Consider the following 18,711-nt stretch of genomic DNA (forward strand, 5'->3'; position numbering starts at 1 on the left):
CGGGGCTCACAGCCCCGAGTACGAGTGCAGCCCGTCGACGAACAGGTTGACGACCGTGAAGTTGGCGATCACGGCGGCGTAGCCGACGAAGGCGATGTACGCGGCACGACGTCCCGTCCAGCCCCGCGTGGTGCGCGCGTGCAGGTACGCGGCGTAGACGACCCACGCGACGAACGTGCCGACCTCCTTGGGGTCCCAGCCCCAGAACCGGCCCCACGCCTCCTCGGCCCAGATCGCCCCGCCGATGAGCGTGAACGTCCACAGCACGAAGCCGACGGCGTGCAGGCGGAACGACATCGCCTCGAGACGCCGCGCGTCGGGCACCTGCTCCAGCCACGCGAACGCGGGGCCGGTGACGCGCGCCCCGGCGAACGCCTGGCGCACGCCGTCGGCCTTGCTCCAGGGCCGGTCGAGGCGCGAGCGCCCCTCGTCGCGGGACTCGCGCAGGACCTGCAGCGCGGCCGTCGCGAACGCGACCGTGAACACCCCCGTCGCCAGGATCGCGACGCCCACGTGGATGACCAGCCAGTACCGCTGCAGGGCGGGCTGGACCGCGTCCGCCTGCACGTGCAGCGTGTTCAGCGCGAGCACCAGGGCCAGGACCGACATGCCGGTGACGACCACCCCGACGAAGGCGATGGGCCGGCGCCGCTGCACGACGACGAGGACGGCGGCGGCGCAGAACGTGCCCACGATCGTGAACTCGTACATGTTGGCGGTCGGCCAGCGGCCCGCCGCGACCCCTCGCAGCACGATCGCGACGAGCAGCAGCAGCGTGCCGAGCACGAGCGTCGACCACGCGATGCCGGCAGCCTTGCCGCGCACGGGCGCGCCCGGCGTCACCGCTGCCGCCGGCGCGGCGGACGGACCCCCGACAGCGACGGGCTCGCGCACCTCCCGCGCGGCGCGCGCCACCTCGGCGACGCGCGCCAGGTCGACGGCGTACGCGACGAGCGCGATGGTCAGCGCGGTCGCGGCCGACCAGACGAACAGGTCGCTCAGCTCGGCGACGTTCATGTCGTGTCCTCCTGCGGGCCTGCGGACCCGGTGGTGTGGTGCGAGGGGCCTGGCGTGCCGAGCACGTCGGCCAGGACGCGGTCGAGCTCTGGCTGCAAGCCGATGTCGTCGCCGCGGGCGAGGCCGGCGGCGGTGATCACTGTAGTCGCCGGGCCGGGACCATCGTCCTGCGCGGGTGCCGCCCGCAGCCACAGGCGGCGGCGGGGGGCGAACAGCGAGACCGTCAGCCCCGCGAGCGCGAGCAGCGCGAACGTCAGCACCCACGCGAGCGAGGGGTCGTGGCGCAGGTCGAGGGCGACGAACCGGGGCAGGTCGTCGAACGTCAGCGTGCCCAGCCCGTCGGGCAGCTCGACCGTCTCGCCCGGACGCACGTAGAGCGTGACGACCTCGCCCGCGTCGTCGACGGCCTGCTCCATGCGCGACTCGTCGAGGCGGTAGGCGTTCTGCGGCACCCCCGTGTCCAGGCCGAGGTTGCCGGACCACACCGAGAGCACGAGCAGCGGGTCGGCGGGCTGCGGGTCCACCGAGCGCCACAGCCCCGGGGCGGGCTCGACGGCCGTGGGCAGCAGGTACCCGACGAGCCCGACCTGCGGCTGGTCCCCCGACACGTCGGGGACCTTGACCACGCCGCGCGACGTGTAGACGTCGTCCTGCGGCAGGAACGGCACGGGGCCGGAGAAGGCGACCTCGCCCGCGGCGTCGTGCACGGTGACCGCGGGCGCGTACCCGTTGCCCTGCAGGTACACCTTGGCGCCGCCGGCGACGATCGGGTGGTTCACCTTGATCGTGCGCTCCTGCGGCTCGCCCCCCGGCTCGGCGACCGTGACGTACGCGGTGAAGTCGCGCGACTGCAGCGTGGCGGGGTCGAAGCGCGCCTCGAAGTCGTCGAGGCGCATGGTGAACGGCACCAGGTCGGCGGGGTCGAACGCGGTGCCGCGCTCGAACGTGTCGTAGGCGGCCTGCACGTTGGCGAAGCCGGTGCCCTGCACGACGATCGCCTGGCCGCGGTAGTGCAGCATCTGGCCGGCCGCCATCGCGACGAGCAGGCCGAGCAGCGCCAGGTGGAACACGAGGTTGCCGGTCTCGCGCAGGTACCCGCGCTCCGCGGACACCGACCAGGTGCCGCCGCCCTCGTCGTGCACGTCCGCACGGAACGCCGGCACCCCGAGCCGGCGGCGGCGCAGCACTGCCGCGGCCCGCTCGACGACGACCTGCGGCGCGTCGGGCGACGTGCCCGCACCCTGGGCGGGGAACCGCGCGAGCCTGCGCGGCGTGCGCGGGGGGCGTCCCCGCACGGCCGCCAGGTGGACGCGCGTGCGCGGCAGGATGCAGCCGATCAGCGAGACGAACAGCAGGAGGTAGATCGCGGAGAACCAGACCGACGCGTACACGTCGAAGAACCCGAGCCGGTCGAGCCACGGCCCGGTCGACGGGTGGTCGGTCAGGTACGCCGCGACGCCGGCCGGGTCCTGCGGACGCTGCGGGAACATGGTGCCGGGCACGGCGGCCACCGCCAGCAGCACCAGGAGCAGGAGCGCGACCCGCATGCTCGTCAGCTGGCGCCAGGCCCAGCGCAGCCAGCCGACGGGGCCGAGGGCGGGCAGCTGCCCACCGGTCGCGGGTGCCGGCGGCGGCGCTCCCTGGCCGCCGTCGGAGAACGCGTCGTCGAGACCGGCGGGGCGGTAGCCCGGGGACGTCGTGGCGGCGCCCGGCCGCGTCGTGCCGCTCACAGCGCCGGCACGAACGGGTCGCCACCGGTCAGGACGCCCTGCAGCCAGGCCGCCCACGTGCCCCACGCACCGGTGAGGAGCGCCGCACCGAGCACGACGAGCACCGCGCCGCCGGTGCGCTGCACCGCCAGCCGGTGGCGTCCCAGCCACCGCAGCGCACGTCGCGACCGCTGCAGGCCGAGCCCGACGAGCACGAACGGCACCCCGAGGCCCACGCAGAACGCGGCCGCGAGCAGCGCGCCGCGCCCGGCCGAGCCGCCGGTCAGCGAGAGCGTGAGGATCGCGGCGAGCGTCGGGCCGATGCAGGGTGTCCAGCCCAGGCCGAAGGCGACGCCGAGCACGGGCGCGCCCCACACGCCGGCCCGCGGCGCCAGCCGGACCCGCCGGTCGGCCTGCAGGAACGGGACGGCACCGAGGAACGCGAGGCCGAGCACGACCGTCAGCGCGCCGAGCACGCGGCTGACCGGGTCCTGCCACTGCCACAGCGCCGCACCGAGCGACCCGGCGAGCGCGCCGAACGCGACGAACACCGCGGAGAAGCCCGCGACGAAGAGCGCGACGCCGAGCACCAGCGCGCGGCGGCCGGGGCGGGCGGGCAGCGGCACCGCGGTGCCGGCGACGGGCACGGCGGCCCCCGCGGCGGCGGGGCGCGCGTCGGCGGGCCGGGCGTCGACGGTCGCGCGTGCGCGCGCACCGAGGCGGACGACGTCCGTGGCGTCGACGACGCCCAGCCGGGCACCGGTCCCGCGCCGCTCCCCGCCGACGAGGCCGCCGAGCAGACCGAGGTAGCCCGGCACCAGCGGCAGGACGCACGGCGAGGCGAACGAGACGAGCCCTGCCAGGAGCGCGACGGGCACGGCGAGCAGCAGCGACCCGTCGGCGACGGTCGAGCCGACGCCGAGCACCGCCACGCCGACGTTCATCGGCCGTCCGCCGCGCCGGTCGCGCCCGCGGCGGACCCGGGGGCCTCGGCGAGCAGGTCGTCGACCAGCGCGCGCAGGGTCGACGCCTCGACGAGCCCGAGGACGCGCGCCGCGACGCGGCCCTCGCGGTCGAGCAGCACGGTGGTGGGCACGGCGTTGACCGGCACGACCCCCTGCAGCGCGGCGATCGCGGAGCCGCCCGTGTCGTCGAGCGACGGGTACGGCACCTCGAGCCGGCGCTGGAAGGCCTGCGCGGTCCCGGCGGCGTCCCGGCTGTTGATGCCCAGCACCCGCAGGCCGTCGTCGGCGTAGTCCGTGGCGACCTGCGCGAGGTCGGGCGCCTCCGCCCGGCACGGCGGGCATGCGGCGTACCAGGTGTTGAGCAGCACGACGTCGCCGCGCCACTGCGCGAGGTCGTGCGCGGTGCCCTCGTAGTCGGTGCCCGTGATGTCCAGGGGGCCGACGCGGTCGGCCGGCGCCCACGTCGTCGTCGAGCCGTCGCCGGACTGGTACCCCTGGTCGACGACGTCCGGGGCGGCACGGTCCTCGTCCGTGCCGCCCGCGCAGCCGGCGAGCAGCAGGAGGACCGCCGTCCCCGTCGCGAGGGCGGCCGTGAACCGGGATGCCGGGCGTCGCCGCACGTCAGGCCCCGGCGACCTGGGACGCGCCGGGCAGCAGCGCGGCGGCCGGCTCGCCGTAGCCGACCCCGACGAGCGTGTCGTCCTCGAACCGCAGGCTCGTCAGCGACGCGAGCGCGCACTGCCGGCGGCGCGGGTCGTGCCACAGCCGGCGGTTCTCCAGCGCGAGGCGGGTGACCCAGATCGGCAGCTGGTGGCTGACGAGCACGGCCTCGTGGCCGCGTGCGGCGACGCGGGCGGCGTCGACCGCGGCGAGCATCCGGTCGACCTGCTCGGCGTACGCCTCGCCCCAGGAGGGGCGGAACGGGTTGCGCAGGTGCGGCCAGTGCCGCGGGTGGCGCAGCGAGCCGTCGCCCACCCCGAAGGTCATGCCCTGGAAGTGGTTGGCGGCCTCGACGAGCCGGTCGTCGGTCCCGACGGGCAGCCCGAAGGCCGCCGCGATGGGAGCGGCCGTCTCCTGGGCGCGCTGCAGCGGCGACGCGGTGACGACCACGACGTCGCGGCGCGGCGCGTCCTGCGCCCCGGCCAGCGTGCGGGCGACGAGCTCGGCCATCTGCTGCCCGCGCTCGGACAGCCGGTAGCCGGGCAGCCGGCCGTACAGGAGACCGTCGGGGTTGTGGACCTCACCGTGCCGCAGCAGGTGGACCGTCGTGGCGACCATGTGCACAGTCTCGCAAAGTCTTCCGGGTGCCCGGCACCCGGCGGGCTCAGCGCGGCCGCCCCACCCCGTCGGGCGCGGCGGGGGCACCGGCCGGTGCGCGCAGGTGCTCGACGACCACCTGCATCGCGACGCCGAGCGCGGCGAGCTGGGTGTCGTCGAGCACGTCGACGAGGTGGGCGCGAACCGACTCGACGTGCCCGGGTGCCGCGGCGACGAGCACCTGCCAGCCGTGCTCGGTGAGCACGCAGTTGACGCCCCTCGCGTCGTCGCGCGCGGGCTCGCGTCGGACGATGCCGTCGCGCTCCATGCGGGCCACGGTGTGCGTCAGGCGGCTGCGCGAGTGCGCCAGGTCGTCGGCCAGCTCGGACATGCGCAGCGCGTGCCCCGGCGCCTCGGACAGGCGGACGAGCACCTCGTACTCCCCCAGCGACAGCCCGCTGCAGTCGTCGAGCTCGCGTGCGAGCACGTCGAAGAGCAGCGCCGTGCCGTCGCGGAACGCCCGCCAGTGCTTCTGCTGGGACTCCGAGAGCCAGCGCACGTCGTCGGGGGCGGACGGGGTGGCAGGGGTGGCGTCGGGCGGGCCGGCGTCGTCCGGCTGCACCTTGGCCGTCGAGCTGCGGGTCGGCACGTCGTCCTCCTGGGGTTGCGGCTCACCGTGCACTGTAGTAGAAAGATCAATCACCGAATACTTGTCGAGTCAACGAACCCGTTGGTCCGACGTGCGGACCCCCCACCACGACCCTACGGAGGACCCCATGACCGCTCTCCCCACCGGCACGACCGCTCTCCCCACCGGCCTGACCGCCGGCACCTGGAACATCGACCCCTCGCACACCGAGGCGTCGTTCACCGTCCGCCACGCGGGCATCTCCAAGGTCCGCGGCACCGTCGCGGTCACCTCGGGCGTCCTGACCGTCGGCGAGGACCTCGAGGCGTCGTCCGTGACCGTCACGCTCGACCCCACGACCGTCAGCACCGGCGACGCCAACCGCGACGGCCACCTCAAGAGCGGCGAGTTCTTCGACGTCGAGAAGTTCGGCGACTGGACCTTCACGTCCACCGCGGTGCGCGAGAGCGGCTCCGAGCACGTCGTGGTCGGCGACCTGACGATCCACGGCGTCACCCGCGAGGTCGAGCTCGAGACGACGTTCAACGGCACGGCCGTCGACCCGTTCGGCAACACGCGTGCGGGCTTCGAGGCCACCGTGACCATCTCCCGCAAGGACTTCGACCTGACGTGGAACGCCGCGCTCGAGGCCGGCGGCGTGCTCGTCGGCGACAAGGTGCGCATCGACCTCGACGTCTCGGCCATCAAGGCGGCCTGAGCCACCCGCCGGCACCGCCCGGCACCCACGCCCGAGGGCGCGACCCGCTCGGTCGCGCCCTCGCGGCGTCCGGGCACCGTCACGACACCCCCCCGCCGACGCTGCGCGCCCGGTCGTGGAACGCCAGGATCTGCAGCTCGGAGGCCACGTCCACCGCCCGCACGTCCACGTGGGGCGGCACGCGCAGCGCGCAGGGGGCGAAGGTCAGCACCCCCACGACGCCGGCCGCGACGAGCTCGTCGCACACGCGCTGGGCGACGGCCGCCGGCGTCGTGAGCACCGCGATCGTCGCACCGGTGCGCGCGACGACCGCGGCCAGGTCGGCCGCCGGCTCGACCACGAGCCCCGCCACGGTGGTGCCCACGACCGCCGGGTCCGCGTCGACCAGCCCCACGAGGACGAACCCCCGCTCGGCGATGCCGGCGTAGTTCGCCAGCGCGTGCCCCAGGTTCCCCACGCCCACCAGCAGGACGCGGCGGACGTCCGCGAGCCCCAGCGCCACCGTGATCTGCTCGCGCAGGTGGCCCACGTCGTAGCCGACGCCGCGCCGACCGTAGGACCCGAGGAACGACAGGTCCTTGCGCAGCTGCGCGGGCGTCACACCGGCCCGGGCCGCGAGCTCGTCCGACGACGTCAGGACGGCGCCGTCCGCGGCCGTCTCCTCCAGCGCCCGCAGGTAGCCCGGGAGCCGGCCGACCGTCGCGTGCGGAACCGCCTGGGCCTCGCGCGCGGCACGCCGGACGCCGTCTCGTCCCGAGGTGCGCCGAACGCCCACACGACCCTCCGTACCCGCGTCACCGGGGACGGCCCCGGCGCCTGGTGTCACACGCTAGGGCCTGGCACCGCCCGCCGCGAGAGCCCGCCGCAGCCGGGTCTCGTCGATGCGCCAGTAGCCGCGCCGCACGCCGTCGACGTCGACGACGGGCACGAGGTCGCCCAGCTCGTCGGCCGGCAACCGGCCGTCCGGCGCCGGGACGTCGACGTCGACCTCCGCCCACGTCGCCCCGACGTCCGCGCAGACCCGTTCCACGAGCGACCGCGCCTCGTCGCACAGGTGGCACCCGGCCCGTCCGTAGAGCACCACGCGGGGCGCCGTCGTCCGACTCACGCCGCCACGCTAACCCGCACGGGGGCGGACGGTCGCCCGGCGTGCGGCCGCGCTCGTTACAGTGTCCGGATGCACGCGGGCGACGGGACGGGCGACGACACCGTGGTCGCCGCCACGGTGGAGACACCGAGAGCACGGCTGGTGCCCGAGGGCACGCGCGTGGCGGCGTTCTTCGACGTGGACAACACGATCATCCGGGGGGCGAGCGCGTTCCACCTCGCCGTCGGCCTGTACCGCCGCGGGTTCTTCCGCAAGCACGACCTGCTGAAGTTCGCGTGGGAGCAGGCCCGCTACCGGGCCTTCGGCGAGAACCGCGAGCAGATCGACGACGTCCGCGCGCGGGCGCTGGACATCATGCGCGGGCACTCGGTCGCCGAGGTGACCGCGATCGCCGAGGACGTCTACGACGAGGTCCTCAGCCTGCGCATCTACCCCGGGACGCAGACCCTGCTCGACGCGCACCTCGCCGAGGGGCACGCCGTGTGGCTCGTGACGGCGACGCCGGTCGAGATCGGCGAGCTCATCGCGCGGCGCCTCGGTGCGAGCGGCGCGCTCGGCACCGTCGCGGAGCACCGGGACGGCTTCTACACCGGGCGCCTCGTCGGGGACCTGCTGCACGGCGAGGCCAAGGCGAGCGCGGTCCGTGCGCTCGCCGAGCGCGAGGGGTACGACCTGGGCCTGTGCCACGCCTACGGCGACTCCACCAACGACGTGCCGATCCTGTCGACCGTCGGGCACCCGTGCGCGATCAACCCCGACGGGCGGCTGCGGCGTCACGCCGCCGAGGTCGGCTGGCCGGTGCGCGAGTTCCGCACGCGGCGCCGGCAGGCGCGCCGGGGCGTCAACGCCGCGAGCCTCGCCGGCGTCGTGTGGGCGCTCGCTGTGGTGGGCCGGTCCCTGCGCCGCTCGGTGCTCCGCCGGACGGAGGGCCGATGACCGCGGTGACCGACTGGGCCGTGCGCACCGCCACCCCCCAGGACGCGCCCGCGCTCGCCGCGCTCGCCGCCGTCACGTTCCCCCTCGCGTGCCCGCCGGGGTCGACGGCCGGCGACCAGCAGGCGTTCGTCGACGAGCACCTGACCGCACCGCGGTTCGCGCAGCACGCGTCCGACCCCGCCCGCGTCGTCCTCGTCGCGTGCGCACCCGACGGGACGCTGCTCGGCTACACCCTGCTGGTCGCGGGCGAGCCGGCCGACGACGACACCCGCGCGGCGGTCCACATCCGCCCCACGGTCGAGCTGTCGAAGTGCTACGTGCACCCCGACCACCACGGCGCGGGCGTCGCGTCCGCGCTGCTGCGCGCGTCCTTCGACCACGCGCGTGCCCTCGGGGGCGCCGGCATCTGGCTGGGGGTGAACCAGCAGAACGCGCGTGCGCAGGCGTTCTACGCGCGCGAGGGGTTCGCCGTCGTGGGCGCCCGGCACTTCGTCGTGGGTGCCCGGGTCGAGGACGACCACGTGCTGGAGCGCCCGCTCTGACGCACCCGTCGGCGCGAGCGACCGGGTGGCCGGGTCACCGGGGGCGGTGCAGCTCGACCCAGCGCACGCCGTGCGCCGGGACGGTGACGTCGAGCCAGCCGTGCGGCTCGCCGGCAGCGGCGACGGGGTGCAGCGCGTCGCCGGACCACAGGTCGCGCACCTGCCAGGGGCCGCGGGCGTCGTCGTCCCCGAGGAGCGAGGACAGGGGCAGCCGCTCCGCGCGTGGCCGCTCACCGGTCCAGAACACCGCCGCGTAGCGGCCGTCCGAGCCGTCGCCGGCGCGCGCAGCCCACACGATCACCTCGCCGGCGTCCAGGTCGTGGCCGGCGGGCTCGCGCAGCAGCTCGCGGCCGTCCACGCCGGTGCGCAGGACGTGGCCGACGGCAGGCGTCGTCAGCAGCCCGATGGTCGCGGGGTCGGTCGTCGGCAGGTCCCCGCCCATCATGAGCGGCGAGCGGGCCATGACCCACAACGTCAGCAGGGTGCGCTGCTCGTCGGGCGTCAGCCTGCTGGAGCGGTCCTCCCCCCGCTCGGCCCGGATGCCGATGCGCCCGAGCGGGAGCATGTCGGCGTCCGCCCAGCCGCCGGGCCGCTGGTGCGGCGCCCAGCGCGCGAGGCGCGCGAAGTTCGCGTGCACGTCCTCCCAGCGGTCCCACAGGTCGTCGCACACGCGCCACATCTGGGCGTGCTCGCGCAGCACGGGCAGGTGCTCGGTCGACAGGCGGGTGCCGGGTGACAGCGACAGGACGATGTCGCGCCCCGAGCGGGCGATCGCGGTGCCCCAGGCGCGGACGGCGTCGGCGTGGAACGGGGCGAGCATGTCGTCGACCTTCACGAGGTCGACGCCCCAGGACGCGAGCTGGGCCACGAGGCCGTCGAGCCAGTCCTGCGCACCCGGGTGGGTGTGGTCCAGGCCGACCATGTGCCCGTTCCACGGGCACGTCGAGGTGGGGTCCGCGACGTCCGCGGTGGTCCAGCCGCCGTCACCGGGCACCGGCAGCGCGGCGGCGACGGCACGGCGTGGTACCCCGCGCAGCACGTGCACGCCGAACCGCAGCCCCAGGGCGTGGACCTGCGCGGCGAGCGTGCGGAAGCCCGTGCCGTCGGCGGCGGACGGGAAGCGCCCGGGCGCCGGCTGGGGGTAGCCGTGCGCGTCGAGCACGAGCGCGGCGTCCTGGACGTAGCCGTGCGGGCGCGCGTCGGGGTCCGCCCAGTCGATGTCGACGACCACGGTGTCCCACCCGTGGGGCGCCAGGTGCTCGGCGAGGAACCGCGCGTTGGCCAGCACCTCGGCCTCGGTGACCGTCGTGCCGTAGCAGTCCCAGCTGTTCCACCCCATGGGTGGGGTGTGCGCCCACGTCATCGTCGCGCTTCTCCCATCGATCTACATCGTTGTAGGGCACACCCTGCACGACAACCGCGAGCCCGTCAACGAGGCTCGTGCGGCTCGACGCGACCTGGGCGACAGCCCGCCGACTCCGGCGTGCGGTGCGCGCTCGGACGGCTCGATGCGACGCGGGTGTCGTCAGGCGGGTGCGGCGTCGCCCAGCGTCGACTGGCGCGCCACCACCGAGAAGTCCGCCACGACCTGGCGGAACGGCCGGTCGTCGTCGCGGTTCTCGATGCGCGCGAGCAGCAGGTCGACGGCGGTGGCCGCGATCTGCTCGCGCCCCGGGTGCACGGTGGACAGCGTGGGCGAGGAGTACGCCGTCTCCTCGATGTCGTCGAACCCGATGACCGCGACCTGCCCGGGCACGTCGACGCGCCGCAGGTGCAGCGTGTGCAGCGCTCCCAGCGCGAGGGCGTCGTTGAGGCCGAACACCGCGTCGATGCCGAGGTCGGCGTCCAGGAGGCGCGCCATCGTGTCGGCGCCGGTCGCCCGGTGCCAGGGGCCGGCCCCGCCGACCAGGGCGGGGTCGAAGGGCAGGCCGTTCTCCTCGAGCGCGGCGACGTACCCCTGCAGGCGCAGCGACGCCGAGCCGACCGTCTCGCCCTCGTGCGCGCCGACGACGGCGATGCGCCGCCGTCCCAGGTCGAGCAGGTGCTGGGTCGCGGCCTTGGCTGCCTCGACGTTGCTCATGGTCACGTGGTCGGCCGGCCCGCCGAAGATGCGCTCGCCGAGCAGCACCATCGGGTAGCCGACGCCCTCGAGCTCGTGCACGTCGTCCGGGCCGAGGGCCAGCGGGGAGTAGATGAGGCCGTCGGTGAGCTGCCGGCGCTGGCCGCGCAGGACCTCGAGCTCGCGCTCGCGCACGGACCCGGTCTGCTCGATCAGCACGGTGAGCCCGCGGTCCTCGGCCGCACGGATGACGGAGTCCGCCAGCTCGGCGAAGTAGGGCAGCCTCAGCTCGGGGACGGCCAGGCCGATGAGTCCCGTGCGACCCCGCCGCAGGTTCCGCGCGGTCACGTTCAGCTGGTAGCCCAGCTCGGCGATGGCCTGCTCGACCTTCTCGCGGGTGGACTCGCGGATGTACGGGTACCCGTTGACGACGTTCGACACCGTCTTGATGGACACCCCTGCACGCGCGGCGACCTCGTGCATGGTCACCGCGCCGCTGCGTCGTCGGTTCACCGTGCGTCCTCGTCTCGTCGCGACCAGGCCGTGCGTCGGGCTGCCCGCCCGCGGACCGCGTGGCAGACGACGCCACCGTACATCGTTGTAGATGCCGTCGGCCACGTCCGGGCACACGTCGGGCCCGGTCGTCCGACCGGGCCCGGGGTGCCTGCGCGCCGACGAGCGGCGCTCAGCTCACTTCTTGTTGCGGCGCTGGTGGCGCGTCTTGCGCAGCAGCTTGCGGTGCTTCTTCTTCGCCATGCGCTTGCGACGCTTCTTGATGACGGAGCCCATGCGGTCCTCACTCGTGTCCGGTCACGGCCCGCCCGGGCCGCGAATGGTGGTCGATCGACGCGCGGTGCGCATCGGGCCGAGCCGAATCACCCACGCACGCAGAAGTCCGAGCACCCACCTTACGGGATCGTCGGACGCGACCGCGAACCGCGACGCCACCTCGGGCCGCGGGGTGCGGCGCTCAGGAGCTGCGGCGCTCCTCGTGGGACGTGTCCCGCTCCACGGTCGCCGACGAGCGCAGGTAGGCGTCGAGCGCGTCCTGCGGCACCCGGAACGACCTCCCGACCCGCACCGCGGGCAGCTCCCCCGCGTGCACCAGCCGGTACACGGTCATCCGCGAGACACGCATGAGGTCCGCGACCTCGACGACCGTGAGGAACCGCACGCGGCCCTGCGGCCCGCCCTGCTCCTCGCCCATGATCCGGCCTTTCCGATGGCCGGGGCGCGCCGGCGTCGCGCACCCGACGTGCCGGGTGCTCCGGACAACAGTAGTGGCGCCTGTGACGGGTGGGAAAGGGGAGACACCCGCCCGGCCCACGGAGCACGCCCCCGGCCCGCCGCTCAGTCGAGGTCCGGGTCCAGGCCCAGGGACGGGAAGACCGCGCCCCGCGTCGCCCGGACCGCACGGTCGACGTCGTCCGCGGGGTCGTACCCGCCCGACCACGGCCGGAACGTCGCCGGGTCGTGGTCGGTCATCTCGGGGACCGCCGCGTGGCCGTACCGGAGCCGCACGACGTCCAGCCACACCTGGGGCACGGGCGTCAGCGGATCGACCGGGCGGTGCGCCGCGATGCCGATCAGGTGCGACCACGTGCGCGGGACGACGTCGAGCGTCGCGTACCCGCCGCCGCCGAGCGCGACCCAGCGCCCGCCGCAGACCTCGTGGGCGAGGTCGTGCAGCAGCGACGCCGCGACCCGCTGACCGTCCACCGACACCCGCAGCGTCGCCAGCGGGTCCATGCGGTGCGTGTCGCACCCGTGCTGGGTGACGAGCACGTCGGGCTCGAACTCCCGGACCACGGCCGGCACGACCGCGTCGATCGCGCGCAGCCAGCCCGCGTCCCCCGTGCGCGACGGCAGCGCGACGTTGACGGCCGTCCCGTCGGCGCGCGGGCCACCCGTCTCGGTCGGGTACCCGGTGCCGGGGAACAGCGCGTGGCCGGTCTCGTGCACCGACACGGTCAGGACGCGCGGGTCGTCCCAGAACACCGCCTGCACCCCGTCCCCGTGGTGCGCGTCCACGTCCACGTACGCCACCCGGCGGGCGCCCTGCTCGAGGAGCGCGCGGATCGCCACCGCGGCGTCGTTGTACACGCAGAACCCCGACGCGGCGTCCGGCCGCGCGTGGTGCATCCCGCCTCCCACGTTCACGGCGTGCTCCGCGCGGCCCTCCCAGACGGCCAGGGCCGCGTCGAGCGTGGCCCCCACGATGCGGGCCGCCGCGTCGTGCATCTGCGGGAACAACGGGTCGTCGCGCGTGCCCAGCCCCCGCACCAGGTCGGGCACGCCGTGCTCGGCGGCCGCGTGGACGGCGTCGACGTACGCCGGGTCGTGCACCGTGGCGAGGACCGCGTCCGACGCGGGGTCGGCCCCGACCACCTCCACGCCGTCGCCCTCCAGCAGCCCCAGCTGGGCCGCGAGGGCGATCGTCAGGTCGATCCGGTCGGACGTCATGGGGTGGCCGAACCCGAAGTCGTACGCGAGCAGCTCCGTCGACCACACGACCCGCAGGGTCGGCCGCTCGCCGTCACGCACGGCGCGGTGGGCGTCGGTGGCCGTCATGGGATCACCGTCCCATCGCGCCGCCGCACGTGTCGAGGTGAGACGTGCGCGGCCCGCCGCGCGTCACCCCGGTGCCGCCCCTACCGACGCGTACGCGTCGGCGGCACGTGCCAGAGTGTGCCTGTCGGCACGACGTGAGCAGCGGGAGGTGTGATGGCCGCAGGGCCCGGCCTGCTGTGGAGCGCCCGCGAGTACGTGGACCGGTCGGCCCGCCAGTCCCCCGCCCGCCTCGCCCTCGGCGTCTTCGCGCTCGTGATCGCCCTGATCACCGCGCTGCTGTCGGCCCCGTGGGCGACGGCGCACGGCGAGCGCGCCTCGTTCGTCGACGCGCTGTTCACCGCGACCTCCGCGACGACCGTGACCGGTCTGGTCGTCGTGCCCACCGGCGAGTACTGGTCCGCGTGGGGGCTCGTCGTCATCCTCGTGGCGATCAAGATCGGCGGCCTGGGCGTCATGACGCTGGCGTCCCTGCTCGGGATGGCCGTCTCGCGGCGCATCGGGCTCACGCAGCGGCTGCTCGTGTCGTCGGAGACCAAGGTCACCCGCCTGGGCGAGGTGGGCTCGCTGGTCCGCACGGTCATCGTCACCTCGACGGCGCTCGAGGTGGCGATCGCGATCATCCTGTTCCCCCGGCTGCTGGTCCATGGCGAGCCCGTGGGGACGGCCGCCTGGCACGCGGTGTTCTACGCGGTCTCGGCGTTCAACAACGCGGGCTTCGTCCCGACGGCGGAAGGGCTCGACCCGTTCGTCTCCGACTGGTGGATGCTGCTGCCGATCATCGTCGGCGTCTTCATCGGGTCCCTCGGGTTCCCGGTCATCCTCAACGTCGCCCACCACCTGCGCGAGCCGCGCCGGTGGAACCTGCACTCCAAGCTGACGATCACCACGAGCCTGGGGCTGGTGGTCTTCGGGTCGGTGGTCGTCGCGGCGTTCGAGTGGACCAACCCCGGCACGTTCCAGCCGCTCGACGCCCCGGGCACCACGCTGGCCTCGCTGTTCGCCGGCGTCATGCCGCGGTCGGGCGGCTTCTCGACCGTCGACGTCGGGCAGATGCACGAGGGCACGTGGCTGCTGCTCGACGCCCTGATGTTCGTCGGCGGCGGCTCGGCGTCCACCGCCGGCGGCATCAAGGTCACGACGCTGGCCGTCATGCTCCTGGCGATCGTCGCCGAGGGCCGCGGCGACCGCGACGTGGAGGCGTTCGGGCGGCGGATCCCGCGTGAGACGCTGCAGGTCGCCATCGCCGTCGGCTTCATCTCCGCCAGCATCGTGCTCGTCGCGTCGCTGCTCATGCTGGCGATGACCGGGCTCACGCTCGACCGCATCCTGTTCGAGGTCATCTCCGCGTTCGCGACGTGCGGGCTGTCGACCGGCATCACCGCCGACCTGCCCACGCCCGCGAAGTACGTGCTCCTCGTGCTCATGTTCATCGGCCGGACCGGCACCATGACGCTTGCCGCGGCGCTCGCGCTGCGCAACCGTCGTCGTGTCATCCGCTACCCGGAGGAGAGGCCCATCGTTGGCTGACAGCCTGCGCGCAGGCGGCGGCGAGCCGCGCAACGCGCCCCGCACCCCGCACAAGGACTCGGGCGTCCTGGTGATCGGCCTGGGCCGTTTCGGTTCCGCCATCGCGGCCACCCTCGACCGCCTGGGGCAGGACGTGCTGGCCGTCGAGCGCAGCCCCGAGCTCGTCGCCCAGTGGTCCGGCCGCATCCCCCTGGTCGAGGCGGACGCCGTCAACCCCGAGGCGCTCGAGCAGCTCGGCGCCCGCGACTTCCCGGTCGCGGTCGTCGGCGTCGGGTCGTACCTCGAGGCGTCGGTGCTGATCACCGGCAACCTCGTCGACATCGGCGTGCCGCAGATCTGGGCCAAGGCCATCAGCTCCGAGCACGCGCGCATCCTGCAGCGCATCGGGGCGCACCACGTGGTGCTCCCGGAGGCCGACGCGGGTGCGCGCGTCGCGCACCTCGTCAGCGGCAAGATGCTCGACTACATCGAGGTCGAGGACGGGTTCACGGTCGTCAAGATGCGCCCGCCGAAGGAGACGCAGGGGTTCACGCTCGCGCAGTCCAAGGTGCGCGAGCGCTACGGCGTCACGATCATCGGGGTGAAGTCGCCCGGCATCGACTTCCAGTACGCGACGGACGGGACGCGCATCTCGGCGAACGACCTCATCATCGTCGGTGGGCACGCCGACCTGCTCGAACGCTTCGCCGCGCGTCCCTGACCGGGCGCCGGGGACCATCCGCACGGCTCGGCGACGAGGGAGACGGCAATGGCGAAAGGCAGCACGAAGGCCGGCAGGACGGCCGAGGACCCGACGGGCGAGCACGGCGGGAAGGCCCGCGCCAAGGCGGCGAAGAAGCGCGCGGCGGCGCAGGCGGCCGCCGCGGAGAAGGCGGCGAAGGCCGAGCGGAAGGCCGCCGCGAAGGCCGAGGCGGCGCGGGAGGCGGCCGCCGCCGGCCTCGCGGCCCGTCGCGACTCCCTCGTCGTGTCGCTGCGGGTGCGCCCGGGCGACCGGCTCACCGACGTCGACGCCGCCGCGACCCCGGGGTTCGACGGCTCCCGCTCCGACGGTGAACGTGCCCTCGCGGCCATGGGCGAGGAGCTGCCCGAGCTCCAGGAGCGGTTGTACGCGCACGGCCGCACGGGCGGCGACCGGTCCGTCCTCCTGGTGCTGCAGGGGCTGGACACGGCCGGCAAGGGCGGGATCGTCCGGCACGTCCTCGGCCTGGTGGACCCGCAGGGCGTCGCTCTGCGGTCGTTCGGGGTCCCGAGCGCCGAGGAGCGACGGCACCACTACCTGTGGCGTGTGCGTCGGGCGCTGCCGCGGCCCGGCAGCATCGGGGTGTTCGACCGGTCGCACTACGAGGACGTGCTGGTCCCCCGGGTGGAGGAGCTGGTCGCGCCCGAGGTCTGGCAGGCACGGTACGACGAGATCAACCGGTTCGAGGCGCAGACGGCGGCCGCGGGCACCACCCTCGTCAAGGTCGTGCTGTGGGTGTCGCCGGACGAGCAGCTCCGACGGCTGCGCAAGCGCCTCGAGCGACCCGACAAGATGTGGAAGTACGACCCGTCGGACGTCGACGCGCGCATGAGGCGCCCGGCGTACGAGGCCGCCTACCAGGACCTCCTGGACCGGACGAGCACCGAGCTCGCCCCCTGGCACGTCGTCCCGGCCGACCACAAGTGGTACGCGCGGCTCGCCGTGAGCGCCCTGCTGCACCGGGCGCTGAGCGACCGGGACCTCGACTGGCCGACGCCGGACTACGACGTGGCGAGCGAGCTCGCGCGGCTCGACGCCACACGCTGACGCACGGGCGGGCGGGCTGCCACGTGCGGCCCGCCCGCCCGTCAGGAGCCGTTCGAGGCGCGACGCTGGTGCGGCAGGCCACCGTACGGCCGCACCCGGGCCGGCGCCCCGGCGCGCTGCGGGCCGCCGGAGCGCGCCACGTCCGTCCAGGGGCTCGGCAGGCCGAGCACGTCGTCCGCCGCGATCGGCAGCACCGGGGCACCCCGGGGCGACGGGACGACGGCCGCCGGGGTGGCGCCCGGGCCACGCCGGGGCGGGACGACGGGCGCCCCCCACCCGACGGCGGGCGCCGTCAGGTGGGCGGCGTGCCGCGGGGCCGGGAGGTGCGGGTGCCACCAGGTGGCAGCACCGCACATCACGAGCAGGACCGCGCCGAACAGGGCGCTCTCCCCGGCGCCGAGGGCGACGCCGGCGGCGGCGAGAGCGAGCCCGCCGACCACGAGCGCGGCCGGCAGGACACGGCGAAGTTGGGTACGCATCATCGAGCTCCTTGCCTGTGGGACCGGTGCGCCCCGGAGGGCGCGGGACGTCGCGCGCGGCGCGTCCGTCCGGTCAGGCAGGGTGCGTCAGGACGTCGCGCGCAGTGGCCGTCAGGCGTACGTCGGGCCGTGCGAGCGTCGTGGTGAGCACGACGTCGACGGGCTGGGGACGGTGCGCCGGCACGCTGGACGGCCCTGCGCGCGGGGTCACCGACCCGGTCCCGGGGGCACTCACGCCGGTGTCGGGTGTCGTGGTCACGGGCGTCGACGGCGGCTGCACCTGGGCGCCCGGTGAGGCGTCGGAGGCGACGTCCGCGACGTGACCCGTCGTGACCTGCAAGGTCATCGTCACCACCGCCGGCGCCTCCGGCTGCGGTCCGGCCGGTCCGGGTGCCGGAGCCCACGGCCGCGGGGCGGCCGGTGGCGTCGCCGTGGCGGGCTCGGGGACGGCGTCGTCCCCCGCGGGCGCCGGGAGCGACAGGGCCGCGACGACGTCCGGCGGCGCGTCGCCCTCGCGGTGCGCCGGGACCGGGCCGAGCGCGCGGGGCGACCCGCACTGCCGCTGCGGCGGTTCCACCGCCGCGTCGACGAGCGCGGGGGCGGTCACGAGCGTGGCCGCCGTCACCGTGAGCAGGGCCGGCGCGTCGACGTCCACGGTCGGCGCGGCGGGAACGACGTCCGCGGCGCTGTCCACGTCGGACGTGCCCGTCTCCCGGCCCGTCGACGTCCGGGGCTCCACGGTGGGCTCGACGACGGGCTCCGCCGCCGGCTCCGCGGGCGCAGGCTCGACGGGGTCGGACGGCTCCACCGGCTGCACCGGCTGCACCGGCTCGACCGGCTGCACCGGATCGACCGGCTCGACCGGATCCACGGGGTCGACGGGATCCACCGGGTCGACCGGATCCACGGGGTCGACCGGGTCGACCGGATCCACGGGACCGGCCGGCTCGTCCGGCTCGGACGGGGCCGTGGCCGCGTCCTCGACCTCCTCCACGACCTCCCCGCCCACCTGGGCGGCTGTCGTCCGCGCGTCCCACACGGCCTCGTCGGCGGCACCCGCCGCGTCGGCCGCACCGGCTGCGTCGGCAGCACCGTCGGGGTGGCCCTCGCCGGCGATGCCCACGGACGCGACGGGCGCGGACGCGTGGGCCGGCCCGGACCCGCCGAGCACGGCGTCGAGCAGGAGCAGCAGCAGGGCACCGAGCGCGACGACGAGCGCGCGGAGGACCCACGTCTCCGCTCGTCCCAGCCGATGCGCGTGCATGGCCGACCCCTCCCCGGTCCGCGTCAACCCCGACGCGTGCGTCGTGGACAGTATGCGGCCTGATCCACCCAAATGCGCACGATCCGACATGACGGGCCGGCCGCGGACCGACCCGTCGGGGACACCGCGTGCGCGTGCCGTCGCG

Annotated in this window: 21 protein-coding genes; 6 read left to right on the top strand and 15 right to left on the bottom strand. The window is 75.3% G+C overall.

Translation table 11 applies throughout. From position 1 onward, the window contains the following. Nucleotides 1-6: 6 nt before the first annotated feature. The 6 genes from ccsB to NP075_RS14235 are packed head-to-tail and all read right to left on the bottom strand — an operon-like array spanning nucleotide 7 to nucleotide 5,597. The gene (ccsB, locus tag NP075_RS14210) at nucleotides 7-1,017 is read right to left on the bottom strand and encodes a c-type cytochrome biogenesis protein CcsB (RefSeq protein ID WP_227565339.1); all 1,011 of its coding nucleotides are present in this window, start codon (nucleotides 1,015-1,017) and stop codon (nucleotides 7-9) included. Beyond that, nucleotides 1,014-2,747, bottom strand: a complete 1,734-nt coding sequence (gene resB, locus NP075_RS14215) for a cytochrome c biogenesis protein ResB (protein WP_227565338.1) — start codon at nucleotides 2,745-2,747, stop codon at nucleotides 1,014-1,016. Before resB ends, ccsB begins: the two co-directional genes overlap by 4 nt. Beyond that, entirely contained in the window at nucleotides 2,744-3,670 is a 927-nt protein-coding gene (locus NP075_RS14220; protein WP_227565337.1) for a cytochrome c biogenesis CcdA family protein, read from the bottom strand. Before NP075_RS14220 ends, resB begins: the two co-directional genes overlap by 4 nt. Then, nucleotides 3,667-4,311, bottom strand: a complete 645-nt coding sequence (locus NP075_RS14225; RefSeq protein ID WP_227565336.1) for a TlpA family protein disulfide reductase — start codon at nucleotides 4,309-4,311, stop codon at nucleotides 3,667-3,669. Before NP075_RS14225 ends, NP075_RS14220 begins: the two co-directional genes overlap by 4 nt. A 1-nt stretch (nucleotide 4,312) precedes the next feature. Further along, complete coding sequence (locus tag NP075_RS14230; RefSeq protein WP_227565335.1) at nucleotides 4,313-4,969, bottom strand: histidine phosphatase family protein; 657 nt, start codon at nucleotides 4,967-4,969, stop codon at nucleotides 4,313-4,315. A 46-nt stretch (nucleotides 4,970-5,015) separates the two neighbouring features. After that, nucleotides 5,016-5,597, bottom strand: coding sequence for a MarR family winged helix-turn-helix transcriptional regulator (locus NP075_RS14235; protein WP_372456731.1), 582 nt, complete (start codon nucleotides 5,595-5,597; stop codon nucleotides 5,016-5,018). A 127-nt stretch (nucleotides 5,598-5,724) separates the two neighbouring features. On the opposite strand from NP075_RS14235, the gene NP075_RS14240 reads away from it, so the two are divergent. Beyond that, nucleotides 5,725-6,294 carry a YceI family protein gene (locus NP075_RS14240; protein WP_227565334.1) on the top strand — a complete coding sequence of 190 codons (570 nt, stop codon included), beginning with the start codon at nucleotides 5,725-5,727 and terminating at the stop codon, nucleotides 6,292-6,294. 79 nt (nucleotides 6,295-6,373) lie between these two features. Here the strand turns inward: NP075_RS14240 and NP075_RS14245 are convergent, their stop codons facing one another. Together NP075_RS14245 and NP075_RS14250 are read right to left on the bottom strand one after the other, a co-directional pair. Next, nucleotides 6,374-7,069: a redox-sensing transcriptional repressor Rex gene (locus NP075_RS14245; RefSeq protein WP_227565333.1), complete on the bottom strand. Its 696-nt coding sequence runs from the start codon at nucleotides 7,067-7,069 to the stop codon at nucleotides 6,374-6,376. 54 nt (nucleotides 7,070-7,123) lie between these two features. Then, nucleotides 7,124-7,402 carry a glutaredoxin family protein gene (locus NP075_RS14250; RefSeq protein ID WP_227565332.1) on the bottom strand — a complete coding sequence of 93 codons (279 nt, stop codon included), beginning with the start codon at nucleotides 7,400-7,402 and terminating at the stop codon, nucleotides 7,124-7,126. A 69-nt stretch (nucleotides 7,403-7,471) separates the two neighbouring features. Here NP075_RS14250 and NP075_RS14255 point away from each other — a divergent pair, with 69 nt between their 5' ends. Both NP075_RS14255 and NP075_RS14260 read left to right on the top strand, forming a co-directional pair. Next, nucleotides 7,472-8,338: an HAD family hydrolase gene (locus tag NP075_RS14255; RefSeq protein ID WP_227565331.1), complete on the top strand. Its 867-nt coding sequence runs from the start codon at nucleotides 7,472-7,474 to the stop codon at nucleotides 8,336-8,338. Continuing rightward, entirely contained in the window at nucleotides 8,335-8,880 is a 546-nt protein-coding gene (locus tag NP075_RS14260; RefSeq protein ID WP_227565330.1) for a GNAT family N-acetyltransferase, read from the top strand. Before NP075_RS14255 ends, NP075_RS14260 begins: the two co-directional genes overlap by 4 nt. A gap of 34 nt (nucleotides 8,881-8,914) precedes the next feature. Here NP075_RS14260 and NP075_RS14265 read toward each other — a convergent pair whose 3' ends face one another. The 5 genes from NP075_RS14265 to NP075_RS14285 all read right to left on the bottom strand — a co-directional run bounded on the left by NP075_RS14265 (nucleotide 8,915) and on the right by NP075_RS14285 (nucleotide 13,510). Next, on the bottom strand, nucleotides 8,915-10,243 hold the full coding sequence (locus NP075_RS14265; RefSeq protein WP_227565329.1) for a glycoside hydrolase family 27 protein: 1,329 nt from the start codon (nucleotides 10,241-10,243) through the stop codon (nucleotides 8,915-8,917). A gap of 162 nt (nucleotides 10,244-10,405) precedes the next feature. After that, a complete protein-coding gene (locus tag NP075_RS14270) occupies nucleotides 10,406-11,422 on the bottom strand; it encodes a LacI family DNA-binding transcriptional regulator (protein ID WP_227565376.1) in 1,017 nt (338 codons plus the stop codon). Nucleotides 11,423-11,629: 207 nt separating this feature from the next. After that, the gene (locus tag NP075_RS14275) at nucleotides 11,630-11,728 is read right to left on the bottom strand and encodes a 30S ribosomal protein bS22 (protein WP_003792170.1); all 99 of its coding nucleotides are present in this window, start codon (nucleotides 11,726-11,728) and stop codon (nucleotides 11,630-11,632) included. Nucleotides 11,729-11,909: 181 nt separating this feature from the next. Beyond that, nucleotides 11,910-12,146, bottom strand: coding sequence for a helix-turn-helix domain-containing protein (locus tag NP075_RS14280; protein WP_227565328.1), 237 nt, complete (start codon nucleotides 12,144-12,146; stop codon nucleotides 11,910-11,912). Between the two features lie 143 nt (nucleotides 12,147-12,289). Beyond that, a complete protein-coding gene (locus NP075_RS14285) occupies nucleotides 12,290-13,510 on the bottom strand; it encodes an acetoin utilization protein AcuC (RefSeq protein WP_227565327.1) in 1,221 nt (406 codons plus the stop codon). A 153-nt stretch (nucleotides 13,511-13,663) separates the two neighbouring features. Here NP075_RS14285 and NP075_RS14290 point away from each other — a divergent pair, with 153 nt between their 5' ends. From NP075_RS14290 to NP075_RS14300, 3 genes are read left to right on the top strand one after another with little or no spacing between them, the layout of a single operon-like run. After that, a complete protein-coding gene (locus NP075_RS14290) occupies nucleotides 13,664-15,037 on the top strand; it encodes a TrkH family potassium uptake protein (RefSeq protein WP_227565326.1) in 1,374 nt (457 codons plus the stop codon). Next, nucleotides 15,030-15,737, top strand: a complete 708-nt coding sequence (locus tag NP075_RS14295; protein WP_372456730.1) for a potassium channel family protein — start codon at nucleotides 15,030-15,032, stop codon at nucleotides 15,735-15,737. The genes NP075_RS14290 and NP075_RS14295 overlap by 8 nt, the downstream gene beginning before the upstream one ends. Nucleotides 15,738-15,785: 48 nt before the next feature. Continuing rightward, nucleotides 15,786-16,823 (top strand): PPK2 family polyphosphate kinase, encoded by a 1,038-nt coding sequence (locus NP075_RS14300; protein ID WP_227565325.1) that lies wholly within the window; start codon nucleotides 15,786-15,788, stop codon nucleotides 16,821-16,823. 41 nt (nucleotides 16,824-16,864) lie between these two features. Here the strand turns inward: NP075_RS14300 and NP075_RS14305 are convergent, their stop codons facing one another. After that, a complete protein-coding gene (locus NP075_RS14305) occupies nucleotides 16,865-17,302 on the bottom strand; it encodes a hypothetical protein (RefSeq protein ID WP_227565324.1) in 438 nt (145 codons plus the stop codon). Nucleotides 17,303-17,375: 73 nt separating this feature from the next. Beyond that, entirely contained in the window at nucleotides 17,376-18,566 is a 1,191-nt protein-coding gene (locus tag NP075_RS14310) for a hypothetical protein (RefSeq protein WP_256791134.1), read from the bottom strand. Nucleotides 18,567-18,711: the final 145 nt, after the last annotated feature.

The organism is Cellulomonas wangsupingiae, assembly GCF_024508275.1.
Classification (GTDB): Bacteria; Actinomycetota; Actinomycetes; order Actinomycetales; family Cellulomonadaceae; genus Cellulomonas; species Cellulomonas wangsupingiae.